Consider the following 17342-nt stretch of genomic DNA (forward strand, 5'->3'; position numbering starts at 1 on the left):
CTTGAACCGGAGCAAGTCCATTCTGACCAGATGGACCCCTCCGATGGGCAAGCGCTCTAACTGGAAAATGCTCTAATTGCCGGTGCGGCGCGCCCAGGGCCGGGTCGACTCCGCGGCTTCAACGCCAAGGCCAGGCTGATAGAAAAGGCCGAGGCCGGGCCGGCGTCCGGCCGTGAGCAGCCGGACAGTCGCCGGGTCGCTGATTTCAAATGCATCGAAGCCGCAGCGGGCCAGCAATTGCAACTGATCGAACAGGATGTCGCCTACCGCCCGCAATTGCCCGCAAAAACCATAATCGCCGCGGATCTGATGCGCCATTGAGAAGCCGCGGCCATCGGAGAATTTGGGAAAATTGACGGCGACGAGGGCGAGGCGGGGAAGATCTTGCGCGATCGCTTGGACCGCCGCGCCGGGCTCGAGCCGCAGGCCGATCGGAATATTGGCGGTCTCGAATTGTTCGCGCTTCTCTTGCCATTGCGGCAGCGTCAGGATGACTTTGCCATCGAGTGGAAACGCCTCGTCCGGCGCTGCGGATCGCCAGTCATCGGCGACGAATGCGTCATTGGTGAACAAGAATGCCATGTTCTTAGATGTCCGAAGCAGCATCGCGCGCGGGCGCGTCAAGCGGATGCGGGAGAGGTTGAGAAAGCGCTTGCGTATGCAGCCCGCATTCTAGCTTGCCTTTGTCGCGCCAGCGCCCGGCGCGCGCGTCTTCGCCCGGCTTCACCGGCGAGGTGCAAGGGATGCAGCCGATCGAGGGATAGCCTTTGGCGACGAGCGGGTGGCGCGGCAAGGCATGCGCATCGAGATAGCCGATCAGTTCGCGCGCGGACCAGCCGGCGAGCGGATTGACTTTGATGCGGCCTCCTTCGCCCTCGACCTCGAACAACGCCAGGGCAGCCCGCGTCGTCGCTTGAAAGCGCTTGCGGCCGGTGATCCAGGCGTCGAAACCTTCGAGCGCTTTGGCCAGCGGAGCGACCTTGCGAATCTCGCAGCAACGATCCGGGTTGTTGGCCCAAAGGAAGGTTTCGGGATCTTCCTGCGCGAGCTGGTTTTGATCGGGTCCGATGTTGATCACGTTGCGGAGGTCAAGACGCGCGATCAGCGCGTCGCGATAGGCGAGAGTCTCTGGAAAGAGGACCCCAGTGTCGATGAAAAGGACCGGCGCGGCTCTATCGATTTCTGCGACCATATGGAGCAGCACGGCGGATTCAGCGCCAAAGCTCGAGACAAGAGCGATCTTGCCGGGGAACAGATCCGCAATGACGAAACGAAGAAATTTCGCCGCATCCATCGCGGCGAATTTGGCCGACAGCCGGCTCGCGGCGTCGGCGTCCGCGAAAAGCGCCACATCAGTCGCGCTCATAAAGCGCCTCCTTGAACGGCTCGATTCCAACCCGCCGGAAGGCGGCGAGAAAATCTTCGTCGCGCTCCTTGCGGACTTTCAAATAGGTGTCTACGACCGTCTCGATCGCATCGACGATTTCATCTGATGAAAAGCTGCGGCCGGTGATCGCGCCGACATTGCAGGTTTCGTCCGCCGAGCCGCCGAGCGTGATCTGATAGGCTTCGCCGCCGCTTTTATCGAGGCCGAGAATTCCGATATGGCCGACATGATGATGCCCGCAGGCATTGATGCAGCCCGAGATATTGATCTTGAGCTCGCCGATCTCCTCGGCTCGCGCGCCATCGCCGAAGCGTTCCGAAATGCGTTGCGCGACGGGAATCGAGCGCGCCGTCGCCAGCGCGCAATAGTCGAGGCCAGGGCAGGCGATGATGTCGGTCACGAGGCCTGTATTGGCGGTGGCGAGCCCATGTTCCTGAAGCGCGTCGAAGACTTGCGGCAAATCGTCCAGCGCGACATGCGCGAGGACGAGGTTCTGTTCATGCGCGACGCGAATTTCGCTTTGCGAATAGGTTTCTGCGAGATCGGCCACGGCCTCCATCCATTCCGCGCTGGCGTCGCCGGGAATGCCGCCGATCGGCTTTAGCGATATCGTGACGATGCCATATCCCTGAACCTTATGCGGCGCGACATTTTGCGCAACGAAGCGGGCGAAGGCCGGATCCTTGGCCTTGCGCGCCGCGAGCGGAGCCGAGACATCCGCGCGCGCGGGCAGGGCGGGGGGAGCGAAATAGGCGCGGATGCGGTCGATATCCGCCTGCGGCAAGGTCAGGGCCTCGTCGCGATGATCGGCGAATTCGGCCTCGACGGCGGCGCGAATGGCCTCGGCGCCTTTTTCATGCACCAGAATTTTAATGCGCGCCTTATATTTATTGTCGCGTCGACCTTCGAGATTATAGATCCTCAGCACTGCGTTGGTATAGGCGAGGAGATCGGCCTTCGGCAGAAAGTCGCGGATCTTATGCGCGACCAAAGGCGTGCGGCCAAGGCCGCCGCCGATATAGACGGAAAAGCCAACTTCGCCATCGGCGTTCCTGACGATCTGGTAGCCGATGTCATGCACCTGAATCGCGGCGCGATCCTTGGCCGCGCCATTGACCGCGATCTTGAATTTGCGCGGCAGAAACGAATATTCCGGATGCAGCGAAGACCATTGCCGTAAAATTTCGGCGTAGGGGCGGGGATCTTCGATCTCGTCCGCGCTGGCGCCGGCGAATTGATCCGACGTGACATTGCGGATGCAATTGCCCGAGGTTTGAATCGCGTGCATTTCGACTTCGGCGAGTTCATTCAAAATGTCGGGACAATCGGCGAGCGCCGGCCAGTTGAACTGAATGTTCTGCCGCGTCGTGAAATGGCCATAGCCTTTGTCGTAGCGCCGGGCGATGAAGGCGAGCTTGCGCAACTGCCGCGACGATAGCGTGCCGTAGGGAATGGCGACCCGGAGCATATAGGCGTGCAATTGCAGATAGACGCCGTTCATCAGCCGCAACGGTTTGAACTGGTCCTCGTCCAATTCGCCGGAAAGCCGGCGGGCGACCTGGTCGCGGAACTGCTCCACGCGGCCGGCGACAAAAGTTTTGTCGAATTCGTCATAGAGGTACATGTCAGCTCCGCTCGGTCCGAGCCACTCGAGGTCCGGCATGTGGCGTGAAATCGATTGTCGGGCCGCGCGCTCGGATCGCGTCGCGCAGGCTCAAGGCGTTCAAGCCATTGTCGCCGGAGGCGACCTCCACCGCGAAGGGATCGACGATGAGATTGCGCTTTGCATCAATGCGGGCGGCGCCGAGCGCGGCTTCAACTTCCGCCTCGCTGGCGAGAATTTGCCCAAGGTCGATATTCTCGCGCCACGATCCGGCGCCCTCGAAATAGACCACGATTCCATCGGAGAGACGATTTGCGGAAATGACTTTGGACATGGCTCGTTTGAGGCGTTGGCAAAGGGTGAAGGCGCATATAGAGCATATAACAGCGTTTGGCGAGGATTAAAGATTTAATAACATAACTAATATGTAAATACTATCTCCCTAGGCCCCGATCCCTCGCTAGCCTCAATCCCACAAGCTCGATAAAATCTATTTGCTTTGTTCGTAAATACTGGCCTAATGGGTTGGGCCGCGCCTCTGCGGTCGGATATTGTGCTGAAAGGTTGGTTTCTTGTCCCTGGCGATACGGCGTCAATCGATCTTGCCGGGATTCGGTCTGACCCTCGGCTATACGCTTGTGTATCTCGGCGTGATCGTGCTGCTTCCGCTCGCGGTGCTTGTCTTGCGCGCCAGCAGTCTGGGATTGGCGGGACTGTGGGACATCGCGACCGAGCCGCGCATTCTCGCCGCGCTGCGGACCAGCTTCAGCCTCGCCCTGGCGGCCGCGGCGATCAATGTCATTTTTGGCGGGATCGTCGCTTGGGTCTTGGCGCGCTATGACTTCCCGGGCCGCCGCCTGCTCGACGCTGCGGTTGACCTGCCTTTCGCCTTGCCGACCGCCGTGGCGGGCATTGCGCTGGCCGCGATCTATGCGCCAAATGGCTGGATCGGCGCCTTGATCGCGCCGCTTGGATGGAAGATCGCCTATACGCCGCTCGGCATCGTCGTGGCTCTCGTCTTCATCGGCCTGCCCTTTATCGTGCGGACGGTGCAGCCTGTCATCCTGGAGCTTGAACAGGATGTGGAGGAAGCCTCGGCGACGCTCGGCGCGGCGCGCATGCAGACGCTCGTCCGCGTCATTCTTCCAACCCTTGCGCCGGCGCTTCTGACCGGCTTCGCATTGGCCTTTGCGCGGGGCGTCGGCGAATATGGTTCGGTGATCTTCATCGCCGGCAATTTGCCATTCGTCTCGGAAATCGCGCCGCTGCTCATCATCGTCAAGCTCGAGCAATTCGACTATGCCGGCGCGACGGCGATCGCGACGCTGATGCTCGCCGCTTCCTTTCTCATTCTATTGACGATCAACCTGATTCAAGCCTGGAGCCGAAGGAGAATGGGTCATGTCTGAGACCCTTGCTGAGTGGGAGACCCGGCCCGCGAAAATCGCCTGGGCGCCGAAGACTTTTGCGATCACTTTCTCCAAAAGCCCAGTGGCGGGCGAGGGGCCGGTTCTCGCCAGCATTCTCGTCGGCGTCACGCTGGTCTTTCTGCTTCTTTTCCTGGTGCTGCCGCTCGCGGTTGTCTTCTACGAGGCTTTCGCCAATGGCTTTGCGGTCTATTGGGAGGCCTTGAACGCGCCGGACGCGCGCTCGGCCATCTGGCTCACCCTCACGGTTGCGGCGATCGCGGTTCCGCTGAACATTGTTTTCGGCCTTGCGGCGGCCTGGGCGATCGCTAAATTTCGCTTCGCCGGAAAGAGTTTCCTGATCACGCTCATCGATCTGCCCTTTTCGGTTTCGCCGGTGGTCGCGGGTCTGATCTATGTCCTCCTGTTCGGCGCCCAAGGCCTTTTCGGGCCTTGGCTCAAGGCCCATGACATCGAGATCATTTTCGCCGTTCCGGGCATTGTGCTGGCGACGATATTTGTCACCTTCCCCTTCGTCGCGCGCGAGCTGATCGCCCTGATGGAGGATCAAGGGACAGGCGATGAGGAGGTCGCCCTTTCCCTCGGAGCGAGCGGCGTCGCGACTTTCTTTCGCGTGACCCTGCCCAATATCAAATGGGCGCTGCTGTATGGGGTGCTCCTCTGCAACGCCCGCGCGATGGGTGAGTTCGGCGCGGTGTCGGTTGTGTCCGGTCATATCCGCGGATTGACCAACACCATGCCGTTGCATGTCGAAATTCTCTACAATGAATATAACATCACGGCGGCTTTTGCGGTCGCTTCGCTTCTGGCGCTTTTGGCGCTCGTCACTCTCGTCGCCAAGACCCTGCTCGAGACGCGCTTCAAGGACGCCCTCCCCGGGAAATCGCGCGGGCATTGACGTAAAAGGCAAAAGTTCATGCAGATACGCGCGGTCGACATTTTCAAGAATTTTACCGGTTCATCGGCGCGGCCGGCCCTCGACGGCGTCAGCCTCGATGTTGGCAGCGGCGAACTGGTCGCCTTGCTTGGCCCCTCCGGCTCGGGCAAGACGACGCTGTTGCGAATCATCGCCGGCCTCGACTTTCCCGATCGCGGCTCAGTCTATTTTGGCGATGAAGACGCCTCGAAAAAGACCGTCCAGGAGAGGCGCGTCGGATTCGTTTTCCAAAATTACGCTCTGTTCAAGCATCTGACCGTCGCTGAAAACATCGCCTTCGGGCTCGAGGTTCGCGATCGTCAGACGCGCCCGCCGAAGGCCGAAATCAGGCGGCGCGCGCTCGAACTACTAGACCTCGTCCAATTGACCGGGCTTGAGAAACGCAGGCCGGCGCAATTGTCGGGCGGACAGCGCCAGCGGGTGGCGCTCGCTCGGGCGCTCGCGGGGGAGCCGAGGGGTCTTTTGCTCGACGAGCCTTTCGGCGCCCTTGACGCCAAGGTCCGGCGCGACTTGCGCAGCTGGCTCCGCGAAATTCATCTCCGAACCGGACATACGACGACATTCGTGACGCATGATCAGGACGAGGCGCTTGAGCTCGCCGATCGCGTCGCGGTCCTCAACCACGGCCATATCGAGCAAGTCGGCTCGCCGGACGAAATCTACGATCATCCGGCGACGCCTTTCGTGCATGGGTTCATCGGCGAGGCGAGCGCGCTGACGGTCGATTTAAGGGCGGGAAACCTGTTCATCGGCAACCATCAATTGCCGCTTCCAGGCAGGAGCGGCCGGACCGGGAGGGGCAGGCTTTTCGTGCGGCCGCAGGACATCGTGATCGGCGAAGGCGATGCCAATGGCATCGAAGCGGAAATCGTCGCGGTGCGGCGCGCCGGCGCGACGAGGCGGGCGGAAATCGTCATCCCGGCCGATGCCGGGCGCGTCGAAATCGATGCGCCGGCGGCGGTCAATTTTCGTCCCGGCGAGCGGATCCCGATCCGCTTTCTGCGCGGAACGTTTTTTCTCGACGGCGAAGGCGCAGCGTCCAGTCTTTGCTAGTCCACCGTGGGGAAGGGCGATCGCCATTTCACCATGAAGAGGCGGCTTCGGCCGCCCGCCGAGGCTCGGCGATGTCATCCGCCGTTCCCCGCCACCTGCATTTGTCGTGGCGGCTGCCGCCTCGATAGGGGCAATCGGGGGCAAATCCTTCTTCAGGGCTCTGGATGGGGCGGCATAGGCCGCGTCCCTGCCGCCTGAGCGGCGCGGCCCGAGAAAATCCGAACCCTCCGGTCTGGGTCCTTGCGCAAAAGCCTGGCCCGGCGCCATGCGGCTTGCCGAACACATTCGAGCCCTTATATCGCTCTATGGCAATCGTGCGGTCTTTTGTGCTAGCAATCGGAAGCGCGGGCATTCCCTCGCCGGGTGAGACGATTTTGCTTTTCGCCTCGTTCTCCACTGCCGCCTTACTCGGCCCCCTGTCTGGGGCGTCATCGCTTCGTGGGGGGCTGCTGAATCGGGGACAATCGAGGGGCGATCGGAGGGCGCATGTAAATGGTCGCTTCTTGCGCGCCGCACCGGCCTCGTCGGCGGACGAGAGAAGCCGAATCCACGATTTCTCAACCGGGAGGCGGTCGAGACCTTGTTCGAGCCAGCGCCTCGCAGTTTGGAGCCTTAAGTGTTCTTGAACGATATCCAGCCGCTCATTATCCAACATGGTTATTGGGCTGTTTTCCTGATCGTCATGCTGGAAAGCGCTGGCTTGCCGCTCCCCGGCGAGACGGCCTTGCTGCTCGCTGGAGCCTATGCTGGGGCCACCGGAAACCTCGACATTTCCTATGTCATCGCGGCGGCGGCGGCGGGCGCCATCATTGGCGACAATATCGGTTTTTGGGTCGGCCGGACATGGGGCGCCAATCTTCTCGTGCGCTACGGAAGGTTCATCCATTTGCCTGAGGGACGGCTGAAGCTCGGACAATATTTGTTCAAGAAGCATGGCGCGAAAATCGTATTCTTCGGCCGCTTCGTCGCTTTTCTAAGGGTTCTCGCGGCCTTGCTCGCCGGCGTCAACAAATACAGTTGGGGCCAATTTCTCTTCTACAACGCCACTGGCGGCATTGTTTGGGCGGGCGTGATGGGGATCGGCTCTTATGTTTTCGGCGATGCGGTTCATCGCGTCAGCGGCCCGCTCGGAATTGCCGCGCTCATAGGGGTTGTCGGCGGCGCCGTCGCCTTCATGATTATCGTTCGCCGCGAAGAAAGGAAGATGGAGAAGCGCTTGGCGGCGGTCCGCGACGGCGATCTTCAAACCCTGCTGTGATGAATTTTATTTGGATCCGCGCGTTCAGCGAGACCCCTGTTGCGGCCCTTGCCGAGATCGTCGCCCCCGCCCGCAGCGGCGGGCGCCGTCGGGCGGGGGGGGGAGCATAGGCCTCAAAGCCAGCGTCGGCCGCTTGAACCGGCGCCATAAGCGTTGCGGCCAACCAAAAGATGCCAAACATAAAGGACTATGACGGAGCCGGCCGTCGCGCCGAGCAGTCCGGCTCCTTGATCTAATCGGTACCATCCGATCGTCTGGCCGAGCCAGGTCGCCACAAAGGCTCCGCTGATTCCGAGCAGGATCGTCATGATGAAGCCGCTCGGATTATAAGGCGCTGGATAGATAAAGCGCGCGATAAGTCCAGCGACCAGGCCGATGATGAGAATCCAGATAATATGCATGAGCGTCTTACCTCGCCAGTTGCGATTGATGCGAGGTGAACGCCGCCGCGATGCGGTGGTTGCTTGGAGCCGGGCCAAGCACCGCGTCCTTCAACTCCGCTCCAGCCGAGCGATCAGGCTTGAGGTGTCCCATCTCGCGCCGCCCATGCTCTGGACCTCGGCGTAGAATTGATCAATGAGGGCGGCGACGGGCAGGCTGGCGCCGTTGCGGCGCGCTTCCTCGAAGCAGATCGCCAGATCCTTGCGCATCCAGTTCACCGCGAAGCCGAAGTCGAACTGGCCCGCGATCATCGTCTTGTGCCGGTTTTCCATCTGCCAGGACTGCGCTGCGCCCTTCGAAATAACCTCGATGACCGCGTGCGGGTCGAGGCCCGCGCATTTGGCGAAATGGAGGCCTTCGGCCAGAGCCTGCACGAGCCCCGAAATGCAGATCTGATTGACCATTTTCGTCAGCTGGCCGGAGCCGGTTGGCCCCATCAGGCGGCAGGCTTTCGCATAAGACAAGATGACCGGCTCGGCCCTGGCGAAATCCGCCGGATCGCCGCCGCACATGATGGTCAGCGCGCCAGTCTCGGCGCCGGCCTGTCCGCCCGAAACCGGCGCGTCGATGAAGCCTTGTCCTGACGCTTGCGCAAGCGCGTGAAGCTCGCGCGCGACTCCGGCCGAGGCGGTGGTGTGATCGACGAAGACAGCGCCCTTCGCCAGCCCGCCGAAGGCCCCGTCTTCCCCAATCGCCACCGCGCGGAGGTCGTCATCATTGCCGACGCAGGCAAACACAAATTCCTGTCCGGCTGCGGCTGCGCGGGGCGTCGGCTCCAAACGGCCGCCGAATTCTGCTACCCATTGCGCGGCTTTTTTGCCGGAGCGGTTGTAGACGGTGACCTCGTGGCCCTTCTTTTGAAGGTGGCCGGCCATGGGATAGCCCATGACGCCGAGGCCAAGGAAAGCGACCTTCGCCATTGCTGCCTTTCCGCGCGATTCCCATCATGGCCGCGCCTATCAATTCAGCGGATCGCGAATGCCCGCGCCCGCACCCGCATCGCACTAGTTGATGGCGAAATCAAAATATTTGGCGCTGATCTTGGCGTAGGCGCCATCAGCCTTGCTTGCATCCAATGCCTTTTCGAACATCGCTTTGAGCGTCTCATCTTGTTTGCGAAGGCCGATGCCGACGCCGTCTCCAAAATAGGCCGGGTCGCGCGGGACGTCGGCAATGAGCATACAGCATTGCGCTTCTCTGCGCGTCTTTAGGAAGTCGGCAATTGCGTCCTTGTCGCCGAGAACGGCGTCCAGGCGCCCTTCCGCCAGATCGAGAATCGCTTCTTCCAGGGTGGCGTAGGGATGGATCTCAGACTGCTTATAGAGATCCTCGACATAGGCCTGATGGGCGCCGCCAGATTCGACGCCGATGTTTTTGTCGGCGAGTCCGGCCGGACTTGCATCCTTGACGCCGTCCTCGCGCAAAGCCAGGAACGCGGACGGCATCTGGATGTATGGCTTGCTGAACGCGATCTTTTCGCGCGCCTCGTCGGTGATTTCCATGGCGGCCATGATCGCATCATATTGATGATCGAGCAGGCCTGGAACGAGGCTGTCCCAGTCTTGTGCGACGAAACTGCAGGACACGTTCATGCGGGCGCAGAGATCGCGCGCGAGATCGATTTCGAACCCGGCGAGCTCATTATTGTCGAGGTAATTATAGGGCGGACGCGCGCCTTCGCTGGCGATCTTGACTGCGGTCCAGACTGTTGCGTCGCTTGCTTTGGAGCCAGAGGAAAGCGGCGCCGCGCAGGCGAGGAGCAAAAACATCCAGCGCAAGAACATCCAACGCAAGAACCACCAACCGAAAGACGCCAGATTGAGGCGGGGGGCCCATAGAAGAAAATCAGTCGGGGCGCGTGCAAACAGGGACCTGCTCCTCGGGTTTTCCGAGAGCGCTTTCCGATCGAATGGAGTCCTTCGATCGATCAGAAATCGCTCCAGTGCTAAAGAGGTTGAGCACGATCCCAGGACGCTGGGCGCCTTTTGGCCAAGATCATGCGTTGACGCCTGAAGATTACAAGCATGATCGCTGCAATGTGAAGCCGCGATGTTTCAGATTTCAAAATAATGCGCGGCGGGCGCTGCTTGCGCATCTATCCCCTGTCCGCCTCGCTGTCTGCCGCACAATCGACCAAGCGTCTTATTTCGGCTTTCGAAGCTAGAGGCAAGCAGCGGTTTCGATGTTCCCCGCGGCGCTTTGGAAGCCCGAACGAAAGCTGTCCTCATACGAAAATGTATCGGTCCCGACAGATTGGCGCAGGTCTTGCTGTTGCAGCGCCAATCGAATGCAGCGCCAATCGAAGCCGAGGCGGGACCTTTAATGCGCCTCGGAGCCGACAAAGCGCGACATGGCCCGATGCCAGATGGCTGCCGCGATTGAATGGAATGCGACAAGCCTCTATATGTCCGGCGGCGACGTCAGGAATGGAGCGATATCAGGAATGGTCAGCGATCAAGACGTTCTCACCGCGCTTCAATCCGTGCCCGGTCCCGACGGGAAGACCCCTCTGCCGCAGTCAGGCGCTCTCGCCGGTCTGTCGATCAAGGATGGGAAGGTCTATCTCTCGATCGCGATCGATCCGAAGCAATCGGCGGCGCTGGAGCCCATGCGGGCCGCCGCCGAGACGGTTGTGCGGAAGTTGAGTGGCGTCGCCAATGCGCTGGTCAGCCTCACCGCGGAAATGCATCCGGCCCCGCCGCCGGCGGCGGCAAAGCCGGCTGCGCCGCGCAGCATCGCCATCCCGGGGATTTCAAACATTATCGCGGTGGCCTCTGGCAAAGGCGGTGTCGGAAAGTCAACAACCTGCGTCAATCTGGCGCTGGGCCTTGCCGCGCTCGGTTGGCGCGTCGGCATCCTTGACGCTGACATTTACGGGCCGTCGCTGCCGCGCCTGCTCGGGCTCAAGGCCAAGCCGGAAGCGCAGGGCCGATTGATGCAGCCGCTCGAGGCCTATGGCGTCAAGGCCATGTCGATTGGATTCTTGGTCGAAGAAGAGGATCCGATGATCTGGCGCGGGCCGATGGTGATGGCCGCGATCCAGCAATTGCTGCGCGAGGTCGCCTGGGGCGAGCTTGACTGTCTCCTTGTCGACATGCCGCCGGGCACCGGGGATGCGCAGCTGACCTTGGCGCAAAATGTGCCGCTCGCCGGCGCGGTCGTGGTGTCAACGCCGCAGGATCTCGCGCTGATCGACGCCCGTCGGGGAATCGCCATGTTCAATAAGGTCGACGTGCCGGTCTTGGGCATCATCGAGAACATGAGCTATTTCCTCTGTCCGCATTGCGGCGGCCGCTCGGATATTTTCGCCCATGGCGGAGCGCGTCACGAGGCCGAAAGATATGGCGTGCCGTTCCTGGGCGAAGTGCCGCTCCACATGGGCATTCGCGAAAACTCCGACGCCGGCCGCCCGGTCGTCGCCACCGATCCCGATGGCGCGCACGCAAAAATCTATCGCGCCATCGCCGGGCAGATCAAGGAAAGGCTGGAGAGGGGCCGCGCGCGAGTCGCGCCGAAGATTTTCATCGAGTGATATGGCCGGGCGATGCAGTCATGGGCGGGCGAGGGCCCGCCTTGGGGCGTCTACGGCAGTCCCTTGACGAGGGCGGTCAGAACGCCGATCGAAACGACAAGCATGCCGCCGATCTTGATCGTGAGGCGATGCTCCAAGAGCGTCAGATCGTCCTTGGTCGCAACCTGATCCTGAAAGGCGTCGGCAAGCGCATCTGCGACGCCTTCGGCTTGTTCAGGCGTAAAATGCGCCTTTTCCCGTAAGGAACGGGCAAGCCTCAAGGTATCGAAGGGAATCGCGCTCATGCCGCCAATATGGTTGCAGAGCGCGCCTTTGTCCACCTCCGTGCGATCCTGTAGGTGGCATTCCGCCCACGCGCCATAGCAGCTAGAGCGCTTTCCGATCGAATGGAATCATTCGATCGATCAGAAATCGCTCCAGCGTCAAAGAGTCTGAGCATCTTCTCATCGAACAGACTGAACCAATCTGTTCGGAATAGGCTCTAAAGCGCGCGGAGGAACTGCACCAAATCGCGCTTTTCGTCTTGTGTCAGCTTGGTCTCGAGGACCAGATTGAAGAACTCGACCGTATCGTCGAGGGTCATGAGCCGGCCGTCGTGCAGATAGGTCGGGGAATCTTTGATGCCGCGAAGCGGAAATGTTTTGATCGGGCCATCGGCGCTGGCGAACCTGCCATTGATCATGACTGGCTTGTAAAACCGCTCGACCTTCAAATTATGCATCAGGTTGTCGGTATAATAGGGAGGCGTGTGGCAGGTCGAGCATTGCCCCTTGCCGAAGAAAATCGCCTGCCCGCGCAGCTCCGCCTCGGTTGCCTTGGCGGCGTCGAGCTTGCCGAACAGGTCGAGCTTCGGCGCCGGCGGGAAGTCGAGGAGCTCCTGAAACTCCGCCATGGCGTGGACCTGGCTGCCGCGTTCGAGAATATTGACGCCTTTCTTGGTGGCGATGACCGGATCGCCGTCAAAATAGGCGGCGCGCTGTTCGAACTCGGTGAAATCCTCGACCGACTTCAAGGCCCGCTGCGAGCCGAAGAGACGCTGGATGTTCACGCCGCGCAGCGTCGGCGTTTCAATCCGATGGCGAAATTCCTGGGGACGGATATCGCCCACGAGATGGGTGGCCGAGTTCGTGTGGCCGTTCGCATGACAATCGAGGCAGGCGACGCCGCGGCTCGCTTTTTCCGAGCGGCGATCTTCCGTTTGGTTGAACTGCTGCTGCGGGAACGGCGTCACGAGAAGACGCAAGCCCTCGATCTGTTTGGGATTGAGAATCCCGTTGAAGAGCTCGTAATAATTCGCGATGGTGACGAGCTTGCCTTGCGTGACGTCGCCGAGGTCCGGACGCGTGGTGAGGTAGATCGGCGCCGGAAACTCGGGAAGAAGGTGGTTCGGAAGGTCGAAATCCAGATCGAATCGCGTGAGGTCGCGCGCTTCTTGCTTGTTGATCTCGTCGATCTCGAATTTCGGGAAAAGCATCCCGCCTTCGCCTTGGTTCGGATGCGGGAGCGGATAAAATCCCTTGGGGAAAAGATTCTGTTCGCGGATGTCCGCCGGGCTCAAGGACGCGAGCCGCTCCCAGGTCGTCCCGGACGGCAGCTTGACGCGAACGCCCTCTTGCACGGGCTTCCCGCGCGACATGGTCACGCCTGCCGCAGGCCTGTCGCCAAGATCATAGCGCTCTGCGAGAAGGCTCGCATGCTTCTTCTCGATGTCGGACTTCGCCGCCTTCATCCGCGCCATGGTGGCCGCGAATGATTCCTTAATGTCCACTGGCGCGTAGCTCGTCGCGCTGCGTTGCGCTTGCTGTGCGCTGGCTTGGCTCGATCCGCTCAGAATGCCGGCGGCGGCCAGCACGGCCCACATCACCCCACGTCGCAAAGGAATCACGGCGAATTCTCCCTTTTTATTTCTCGGGCGCAACAATAACGCGAGAACGCGCGCGTTGGTCATGGGTTCCTCCAACGACCATGCGGCCTCGGACGGATGCCGTGGACGACAGCATCATTGGAAAAAGACCTTTTACGCGGCGCCAACCTCGCTCTGCGCGCAGTCCATAATGGGTTCGAGATGAAAAATGCGACAAAGCAAATTGGCCTGAACATTCAAGTCTCGCCAAGCAGCGAGATTGAAAAGGCGCGCATAGGTCGCGCCGAAGATTTTCATTCAATGGGTCGCGATCGACGCCCACGGCGGCTCTAAGATCCCCTATCGGCAGTCATCCTGAAGCGCGCCCATTTCGGTGGAAACGTACAGCACGTTTTGTTATAAGACGCGAATGGATCAGCCGCACGACCGACTGGCGACCGCCCGCCGCAATGCCGGGTTCGACAACGCGACCGATGCGGCGCGCACTTTCGGTTGGAACGAGAACACCTATCGCAGCCATGAGAACGGCGAGCGCGGCTTGCGCCTGCCGATCGCCGAGCGCTACGCCAAGGCTTTCCATACGAGCGCCGCCTGGCTTCTCACCGGCGAAGGCGAGACCGAGGCGCGGCGGCCCGAGCCGAAAAACATCGTTCGCCTTGTTGGACGGATCGGCGTGGGCGCGGTCATCGATTCGGATTTCGAGCAGGAACCCCCGGAAGGCTTCGCCGAAATTGAAATCCCCTATCCTGTTCCAAAGGGGGCCGTCGCCTTCGAGATTGTCGGCGACAGCATGTGGCCGCGCTATGATCCTGGCGACATTGTCATTTGCTGGAAAGTTGCGCAGACGCGAACCGAAGCCGATGGATGGGAAGCCGCGGTGCGGCTGACGGATGGTCGGCGCTATCTGAAGACAATCCGCCGCGTCGCCAAGGACCGGTTCGACCTTGTGAGCCATAACGCCAGCCCGATTCTGAACGTCCAAATTGAATGGGCGTGCAAAGTGTTCGGCAATATCCGCGCCGGCGAATGGACTTTGCTCGAAAGGGCGCGGCCCGCCAGGTGATGCTTCGAGCATTGGCAAGGGAAGCGCGCGTTATGGCATCGAGCTCTCGCCCAAGCGACATTTGCGGCAGCCGCCTGGGCTGATAGCGCGGTTTGTAATTTATCCGAGAATTTGTACGTTTTGTGTTGCGCATTTCTGTGCGTAATGTACAGTACGTCATCGCCGCTGTCTGCGGCCAGCGGCTTCCCTGAGACATGAGCGTCTCGTCGATCCGCAAGACGCCCGCCACAAACGACAATGTTTGACGAATATGTCCGCCATAGAAATCGGGAGCAGTACGATGGCCAAAGAGGGTAACGATCCAAGAACAAACCGCAGGATGAACGGATCTGCGGACGGCTGTGATTTTGGCGGCATCCAAGCGAGTTCATCCGAGACGGCCGAATACCTTGCGCAAATGGCCTCGGAACTTGTCTTGCTTGCAAAGAGCGCCCAACTTGAGCGATTGTCGGTTCTGTTGGATTTGGTTCGAAGAGAGGCCGAATCCGCCGCGGTTTGACGGTTGGCGCCCGTCGGTGCGGCGCGAGGATGCAAAGGATCGTTTCGGTCCAGCCCGCGCTCTAACCGCCGGTGACGCTCATGTGCCGTGAAACCGCTGGGGTCGCCCCGGTGCGTTCTATGACGAAATCATGGCCTTTGGGCTTGCGGGCGATCGCGGCTTCGAGCGCTTCATGCAGAAGCGCGTCGGACTGCGAGGCGCGCAGCGGCGCCCGGAGATCGGCGGCGTCCTCTTGGCCGAGGCACATGTAGAGGGTGCCGGTGCAGGTCACCCGCACCCGATTGCACCCTTCACAAAAATTATGGGTGAGCGGCGTGATGAAACCCAAGCGGCCGCCGGTCTCCTTGATGCGAACATAGCGGGCCGGGCCGCCGGTCTTATAGTCGACCGGGAGGAGGGTGAAATGATCCGCCAGACGCGCCTCGACAAGACTCAGCGGCAGATATTGATCGACCCGTTCCGCGTCGATTGCCCCAAGCGGCATGACCTCGATCAAGGTGAGGTCCAGGCCGCGTCCATGCGCCCATTTGAGCATTGGCGCGATCTCAAAGTCATTGACGCCCTTGAGGGCGACCATGTTGATCTTGACCGAAATTCCGGCTTGTTGCGCGGCGTCGACGCCGGCCATGACCTGAGCATGGTCGCCCCAGCGGGTGATCGCGCGAAATTTGACCGGATCGAGCGTATCGAGCGACACGTTGAGCCGCCGCACGCCGATCGCCGCGAGTTCCGCCGCATGCGGCGCGAGCTGCGACCCATTGGTGGTGAGCGTCAGTTCGGACAGCGCGCCGGATTCGAGATGGCGCGAGAGACGCCGGAACAGGCTCATGATGTTGCGCCGCACCAGCGGTTCGCCGCCGGTGATCCGAAGCTTATGGACGCCGCGCCCGATGAAGGCCGTGCAAAGCCGGTCCAGCTCTTCCAGACTGAGAAGGTCGCGCTTAGGCAGGAAATTCATATCCTCCGACATGCAATAGACGCAGCGCATGTCGCAGCGATCCGTCACCGAGACGCGGACATAAGTGATCAGGCGTCCGAAGGGGTCTACCAGCGGCGCCATGGGGTCTGCTGGTCCTGGTTCAGATTTTGCCAGCGGGAGGGTGGTCGCGATTGTCATGACGTCACATTTACAATTGCTGGGACCGGAACGCCACGACAATATCAATGCCAAGATTGATGCATGGCCAAAGATGATAGATGGCGTTGGACGAAAAAATTTCGAGGCAGGACTTCTAGGCAGGACAAAGCGATGAGCGAAACAAGTGGTCAATGGCCAAGCGAATTGCGGCTCAAGGACGACGGCCAATTGCTGCAGGTCGCATTCGAGAGCGGCGCCTCCTATGATCTTTCCGCTGAGTATCTGCGGGTCATGAGCCCGAGCGCGGAAGTGCAGGGGCACCGAGAGGAGGAGCGCGTCACCGTCGGCGGCAAACGGAAATGCGTCATCATCGGAGTCGAGCAGGTCGGCACCTATGCCGTGCGGCTCACTTTCGACGATTTGCATTCGACCGGAATCTTCACCTGGGGTTATCTCTATGAGCTAGGCTCCCGCCACGACGAAAAATGGGCCTTCTATGAGGGCGAGCTCAAAGCGAAGGGGCTCGACCGCGACCATGCGGGGCAGCGGTGAAACCGCGCCGTTCTGGATGGGCCTCGTCGAGCGGGCCTTCGGTTCCTAGAGCATGTTCGGGCGAAGAGGATGCCGCTTCGCGTTAAAAACATGCTCCAAGGCCTGATCCATTTTGGGGGTCGGTCAATTTTTCAGCGCAGGACAACCACGCGCGTCCCGACCCTGACGCGATCGTAGAGATCGACGACGTCGTCATTTGTCATGCGGATGCAGCCGGAGGAAACGGCTTGGCCGATCGTCTCCGGTTCATTCGAGCCGTGGATGCGATAGAGCGTGCCGCCGAGATACATCGCCCGCGCGCCGAGCGGATTAGACGGGCCGCCAGGCATGAAGCGGGGGAGATCGGGGCGCCGGCGAAGCATCTGGGAGGGCGGCGTCCAGGAGGGCCATTCGCGCTTCATAGCGACATATCGGGTGCCGCTCCATTCAAACCCGGGCCGTCCGACGCCGACGCCATATCTGATAGCTTGATTGCCGGGCAGGACGTAATAAAGTCGGCGCTCCTCCGTCGAGATGATGATCGTCCCCGGCGCATAGCGGCCATAATAGGCGACGAGTTCGCGCGGCGGCGCTATGGCGCGCGGGCGACCCTCCATATCCATGCCAGCCTGACCATAGGCTTGCTGATATTCGTAGGCTTCGACATTT

Annotated in this window: 18 protein-coding genes; 7 read left to right on the forward strand and 11 right to left on the reverse strand. The window is 60.9% G+C overall.

The window, feature by feature from the left end:
- Nucleotides 1-72 precede the first annotated feature (72 nt).
- From DL86_RS12610 to DL86_RS12625, 4 genes are read right to left on the reverse strand one after another with little or no spacing between them, the layout of a single operon-like run.
- Nucleotides 73-582 (reverse strand): DUF934 domain-containing protein, encoded by a 510-nt coding sequence (locus DL86_RS12610; RefSeq protein WP_051953341.1) that lies wholly within the window; start codon nt 580-582, stop codon nt 73-75.
- 4 nt (nt 583-586) lie between these two features.
- Nucleotides 587-1366 carry a phosphoadenylyl-sulfate reductase gene (locus tag DL86_RS12615; protein WP_051953343.1) on the reverse strand — a complete coding sequence of 260 codons (780 nt, stop codon included), beginning with the start codon at nt 1364-1366 and terminating at the stop codon, nt 587-589.
- Entirely contained in the window at nt 1353-3011 is a 1659-nt protein-coding gene (locus DL86_RS12620) for a nitrite/sulfite reductase (RefSeq protein ID WP_036261974.1), read from the reverse strand. Before DL86_RS12620 ends, DL86_RS12615 begins: the two co-directional genes overlap by 14 nt.
- A gap of 1 nt (nt 3012) precedes the next feature.
- Nucleotides 3013-3324, reverse strand: a complete 312-nt coding sequence (locus DL86_RS12625; RefSeq protein WP_051953345.1) for a DUF2849 domain-containing protein — start codon at nt 3322-3324, stop codon at nt 3013-3015.
- A gap of 244 nt (nt 3325-3568) precedes the next feature.
- Between DL86_RS12625 and cysT the strand changes: the two genes are divergently transcribed.
- The 4 genes from cysT (at nt 3569) to DL86_RS12645 (ending at nt 7665) form a co-directional block, all read left to right on the forward strand.
- Nucleotides 3569-4399 (forward strand): sulfate ABC transporter permease subunit CysT, encoded by an 831-nt coding sequence (cysT, locus tag DL86_RS12630; RefSeq protein WP_084572901.1) that lies wholly within the window; start codon nt 3569-3571, stop codon nt 4397-4399.
- On the forward strand, nt 4392-5315 hold the full coding sequence (gene cysW, locus DL86_RS12635) for a sulfate ABC transporter permease subunit CysW (protein ID WP_036261979.1): 924 nt from the start codon (nt 4392-4394) through the stop codon (nt 5313-5315). The genes cysT and cysW overlap by 8 nt, the downstream gene beginning before the upstream one ends.
- Nucleotides 5316-5333: 18 nt before the next feature.
- On the forward strand, nt 5334-6407 hold the full coding sequence (locus DL86_RS12640) for a sulfate/molybdate ABC transporter ATP-binding protein (protein ID WP_036261980.1): 1074 nt from the start codon (nt 5334-5336) through the stop codon (nt 6405-6407).
- 616 nt (nt 6408-7023) lie between these two features.
- The gene (locus tag DL86_RS12645; protein ID WP_036261982.1) at nt 7024-7665 is read left to right on the forward strand and encodes a DedA family protein; all 642 of its coding nucleotides are present in this window, start codon (nt 7024-7026) and stop codon (nt 7663-7665) included.
- Between the two features lie 113 nt (nt 7666-7778).
- On the opposite strand, the gene DL86_RS12650 is transcribed toward DL86_RS12645, so the two are convergent.
- The 3 genes from DL86_RS12650 to DL86_RS12660 all read right to left on the reverse strand — a co-directional run bounded on the left by DL86_RS12650 (nt 7779) and on the right by DL86_RS12660 (nt 9875).
- On the reverse strand, nt 7779-8066 hold the full coding sequence (locus tag DL86_RS12650) for a GlsB/YeaQ/YmgE family stress response membrane protein (RefSeq protein WP_036261985.1): 288 nt from the start codon (nt 8064-8066) through the stop codon (nt 7779-7781).
- A 90-nt stretch (nt 8067-8156) separates the two neighbouring features.
- The gene (locus tag DL86_RS12655) at nt 8157-9026 is read right to left on the reverse strand and encodes an NAD(P)-dependent oxidoreductase (RefSeq protein ID WP_036261987.1); all 870 of its coding nucleotides are present in this window, start codon (nt 9024-9026) and stop codon (nt 8157-8159) included.
- 84 nt (nt 9027-9110) lie between these two features.
- Nucleotides 9111-9875 carry an ABC transporter substrate-binding protein gene (locus DL86_RS12660; RefSeq protein ID WP_245276361.1) on the reverse strand — a complete coding sequence of 255 codons (765 nt, stop codon included), beginning with the start codon at nt 9873-9875 and terminating at the stop codon, nt 9111-9113.
- 674 nt (nt 9876-10549) lie between these two features.
- Here DL86_RS12660 and apbC point away from each other — a divergent pair.
- On the forward strand, nt 10550-11638 hold the full coding sequence (gene apbC / locus DL86_RS12670; protein ID WP_036262068.1) for an iron-sulfur cluster carrier protein ApbC: 1089 nt from the start codon (nt 10550-10552) through the stop codon (nt 11636-11638).
- 50 nt (nt 11639-11688) lie between these two features.
- Here apbC and DL86_RS12675 read toward each other — a convergent pair whose 3' ends face one another.
- Nucleotides 11689-11958, reverse strand: a complete 270-nt coding sequence (locus tag DL86_RS12675; RefSeq protein ID WP_245276362.1) for a CCDC90 family protein — start codon at nt 11956-11958, stop codon at nt 11689-11691.
- Between the two features lie 161 nt (nt 11959-12119).
- Nucleotides 12120-13499 (reverse strand): cytochrome b6, encoded by a 1380-nt coding sequence (locus DL86_RS12680; protein ID WP_036262073.1) that lies wholly within the window; start codon nt 13497-13499, stop codon nt 12120-12122.
- A gap of 412 nt (nt 13500-13911) precedes the next feature.
- On the opposite strand from DL86_RS12680, the gene DL86_RS18775 reads away from it, so the two are divergent.
- Nucleotides 13912-14565: an XRE family transcriptional regulator gene (locus tag DL86_RS18775; protein WP_051953349.1), complete on the forward strand. Its 654-nt coding sequence runs from the start codon at nt 13912-13914 to the stop codon at nt 14563-14565.
- 560 nt (nt 14566-15125) lie between these two features.
- On the opposite strand, the gene moaA is transcribed toward DL86_RS18775, so the two are convergent.
- A complete protein-coding gene (gene moaA, locus DL86_RS12695) occupies nt 15126-16124 on the reverse strand; it encodes a GTP 3',8-cyclase MoaA (RefSeq protein ID WP_245276363.1) in 999 nt (332 codons plus the stop codon).
- A 189-nt stretch (nt 16125-16313) separates the two neighbouring features.
- Between moaA and DL86_RS12700 the strand changes: the two genes are divergently transcribed.
- Nucleotides 16314-16694: a gamma-butyrobetaine hydroxylase family protein gene (locus tag DL86_RS12700; RefSeq protein WP_036261996.1), complete on the forward strand. Its 381-nt coding sequence runs from the start codon at nt 16314-16316 to the stop codon at nt 16692-16694.
- 131 nt (nt 16695-16825) lie between these two features.
- Here DL86_RS12700 and DL86_RS12705 read toward each other — a convergent pair whose 3' ends face one another.
- Entirely contained in the window at nt 16826-17290 is a 465-nt protein-coding gene (locus tag DL86_RS12705; RefSeq protein ID WP_425348921.1) for a L,D-transpeptidase, read from the reverse strand.
- Nucleotides 17291-17342 lie beyond the last annotated feature (52 nt).

The sequence above is a fragment of the Methylocapsa aurea genome (assembly GCF_000746085.1).
Lineage (GTDB): Bacteria > Pseudomonadota > Alphaproteobacteria > Rhizobiales > Beijerinckiaceae > Methylocapsa > Methylocapsa aurea.

What these genes read in the sequence shown, in the direction of transcription:
- DL86_RS18775 (WP_051953349.1), top strand. Translation starts at nt 13,912, where the DNA reads ATGGATCAGCCGCACGACCGACTGGCGACCGCCCGCCGCAATGCCGGG.
- DL86_RS12655 (WP_036261987.1), bottom strand. Translation starts at nt 9,026, where the DNA reads ATGGCGAAGGTCGCTTTCCTTGGCCTCGGCGTCATGGGCTATCCCATG.
- DL86_RS12615 (WP_051953343.1), bottom strand. Translation starts at nt 1,366, where the DNA reads ATGAGCGCGACTGATGTGGCGCTTTTCGCGGACGCCGACGCCGCGAGC.
- DL86_RS12610 (WP_051953341.1), bottom strand. Translation starts at nt 582, where the DNA reads ATGGCATTCTTGTTCACCAATGACGCATTCGTCGCCGATGACTGGCGA.
- DL86_RS12620 (WP_036261974.1), bottom strand. Translation starts at nt 3,011, where the DNA reads ATGTACCTCTATGACGAATTCGACAAAACTTTTGTCGCCGGCCGCGTG.
- DL86_RS12660 (WP_245276361.1), bottom strand. Translation starts at nt 9,875, where the DNA reads ATGTTTTTGCTCCTCGCCTGCGCGGCGCCGCTTTCCTCTGGCTCCAAA.
- DL86_RS12700 (WP_036261996.1), top strand. Translation starts at nt 16,314, where the DNA reads ATGAGCGAAACAAGTGGTCAATGGCCAAGCGAATTGCGGCTCAAGGAC.
- apbC (WP_036262068.1), top strand. Translation starts at nt 10,550, where the DNA reads ATGGTCAGCGATCAAGACGTTCTCACCGCGCTTCAATCCGTGCCCGGT.
- DL86_RS12625 (WP_051953345.1), bottom strand. Translation starts at nt 3,324, where the DNA reads ATGTCCAAAGTCATTTCCGCAAATCGTCTCTCCGATGGAATCGTGGTC.
- DL86_RS12705 (WP_425348921.1), bottom strand. Translation starts at nt 17,290, where the DNA reads ATGGAGGGTCGCCCGCGCGCCATAGCGCCGCCGCGCGAACTCGTCGCC.
- DL86_RS12650 (WP_036261985.1), bottom strand. Translation starts at nt 8,066, where the DNA reads ATGCATATTATCTGGATTCTCATCATCGGCCTGGTCGCTGGACTTATC.
- cysW (WP_036261979.1), top strand. Translation starts at nt 4,392, where the DNA reads ATGTCTGAGACCCTTGCTGAGTGGGAGACCCGGCCCGCGAAAATCGCC.
- DL86_RS12640 (WP_036261980.1), top strand. Translation starts at nt 5,334, where the DNA reads ATGCAGATACGCGCGGTCGACATTTTCAAGAATTTTACCGGTTCATCG.
- DL86_RS12680 (WP_036262073.1), bottom strand. Translation starts at nt 13,499, where the DNA reads ATGTGGGCCGTGCTGGCCGCCGCCGGCATTCTGAGCGGATCGAGCCAA.
- moaA (WP_245276363.1), bottom strand. Translation starts at nt 16,124, where the DNA reads ATGGCGCCGCTGGTAGACCCCTTCGGACGCCTGATCACTTATGTCCGC.